The sequence below is a fragment of the Clostridium beijerinckii genome (assembly GCA_003129525.1).
GTDB classification, from domain to species: domain Bacteria; phylum Bacillota; class Clostridia; order Clostridiales; family Clostridiaceae; genus Clostridium; species Clostridium beijerinckii_D.
Window position 1 is genome coordinate 915,001 of the sequence record CP029329.1, and the last position, 2,500, is coordinate 917,500.

Consider the following 2,500-nt stretch of genomic DNA (forward strand, 5'->3'; position numbering starts at 1 on the left):
CATACTTACACCTCTGACCTATCAACCTTGTAGTCTTCAAGGGGTCTTACTAGCTTACGCTATGGGAAATCTAATCTTGAGGTTGGCTTCACACTTAGATGCTTTCAGCGTTTATCCATTCCCGACTTAGCTACCCAGCTATGCTTCTGGCGAAACAACTGGTACACCATAGGTCAGTCCATCCCGGTCCTCTCGTACTAAGGACAGCTCCTCTCAAATTTCCTACGCCCGCGACGGATAGGGACCGAACTGTCTCACGACGTTCTGAACCCAGCTCGCGTGCCGCTTTAATGGGCGAACAGCCCAACCCTTGGGACCTACTTCAGCCCCAGGATGCGACGAGCCGACATCGAGGTGCCAAACCTCCCCGTCGATGTGAACTCTTGGGGGAGATCAGCCTGTTATCCCCGAGGTAGCTTTTATCCGTTGAGCGATGGCCCTCCCACGAGGTACCACCGGATCACTAAGCCCGACTTTCGTCCCTGCTCCACTTGTAGGTGTCGCAGTCAGGCTCCCTTCTGCCTTTGCACTCTTCGAACGATTTCCGACCGTTCTGAGGGAACCTTTGGGCGCCTCCGTTACATTTTAGGAGGCGACCGCCCCAGTCAAACTGCCCACCTAACAATGTCCTGTCACCAGTTTCATGGCATCCAGTTAGAACTTCAATACTATCAGGGTGGTATCCCAACAACGACTCCACCAAAGCTGACGCTCTGGTTTCCCAGTCTCCCACCTATCCTGTACAGACAATACCGAAATTCAATGCTAAGCTACAGTAAAGCTCTACGGGGTCTTTCCGTCCAATCGCGGGTAGCGAGCATCTTCACTCGCACTACAACTTCGCCGGATTTGCAGTTGAGACAGTGCACAAGTCATTACGCCATTCGTGCGGGTCAGAACTTACCTGACAAGGAATTTCGCTACCTTAGGACCGTTATAGTTACGGCCGCCGTTTACTGGGGCTTAAGTTCACACCTTCGCGTTACCGCTAAGCATTCCCCTTAACCTTCCAGCACCGGGCAGGCGTCAGCCCCTATACATCAGCTTACGCTTTAGCAGAGACCTGTGTTTTTGTTAAACAGTTGCTTGTGCCTATTCTCTGCGGCCTGCATTGCTGCAGGCACCCCTTCTCCCGAAGTTACGGGGTCAATTTGCCTAGTTCCTTAACTGCAATTCTTCCGTCGGCCTTAGGATTCTCTCCTCATCTACCTGTGTCGGTTTGCGGTACGGGCACTACTTCTCTTTCTAGATGCTTTTCTTGGAAGCATGGAATCAGATACTTCGGTTCCGTAGAACCTTCCCCATCACGCCTCAGAATTGTTAGAACGGATTTGCCTATCCTAACTCCCTAAACGCTTAGACTAGCATCCAATAGCTAGCACATCCTATCCTTCTCCGTCACACCATCGATAATAACGATTGTAGTGGTATTGGAATATCAACCAATTGTCCATCGACTACGCCTTTCGGCCTCGCCTTAGGTCCCGACTAACCCTGAGAAGACAAACTTTACTCAGGAAACCTTAGATATTCGGCCTGTAAGATTCTCACTTACATCTCGCTACTAATGCCAACATTCTCACTCGTAATCAGTCCACCGCTCCTTACGGTACGACTTCAGCCCGATTACGACGCTCCTCTACCGCTCACAATAAATTGTGAACCCGTAGCTTCGGTGGTAAGTTTGAGCCCCGGACATTTTCGGCGCAGGATCTCTTGACTAGTGAGCTATTACGCACTCTTTTAATGAGTGGCTGCTTCTAAGCCAACATCCTAGTTGTCTTAGAAATCCCACATCCTTTTCCACTTAACTTACACTTTGGGACCTTAGCTGACGATCTGGGCTGTTTCCCTTTTGACCATGGAACTTATCTTTCACAGTCTGACTGCCGGACTGATAGTATATGGCATTCGGAGTTTGATAAGGTTCGGTAAGCGCTATGCCCCCTAGCCTATTCAGTGCTCTACCTCCACTACTCACATTTTCCGACGCTAGCCCTAAAGCTATTTCGAGGAGAACCAGCTATATCCGAGTTCGATTGGAATTTCTCCGCTATCCACAGCTCATCCCATGCTTTTTCAACAGCAACGTGGTTCGGTCCTCCACGAGGTTTTACCCTCGCTTCAACCTGGCCATGGATAGGTCACCCGGTTTCGGGTCTACAGCATGCAACTAGTCGCCCTATTAAGACTTGGTTTCCCTTCGGCTCCGTACCTTAAGTACTTAACCTCGCTACATACCGTAACTCGTTGGCTCGTTCTACAAAAAGCACATCATCACACACATATGGTGCTTTGATCGGTTGTAGGCATATGGTTTCAGGTTCTATTTCACTCCCCTCCCGGGGTTCTTTTCACCTTTCCCTCACGGTACTGCTTCACTATCGGTCATCAGGTAGTATTTAGCCTTGGGAGGTGGTCCTCCCTGCTTCCCACAAGGTTTCACGTGTCTCGTGGTACTCTGGTGCAGAACTGATTATCATAATTTTCATCTACGGGA

1 rRNA gene (cut by both window edges) is annotated in these 2,500 nt (G+C 49.8%); it reads right to left on the minus strand.

Annotation, left to right across the window (positions count from 1 at the left end):
* A 23S ribosomal RNA gene (locus DIC82_03685) occupies positions 1 to 2,500 on the minus strand (it extends past both window edges: 48 nt to the left, 366 nt to the right).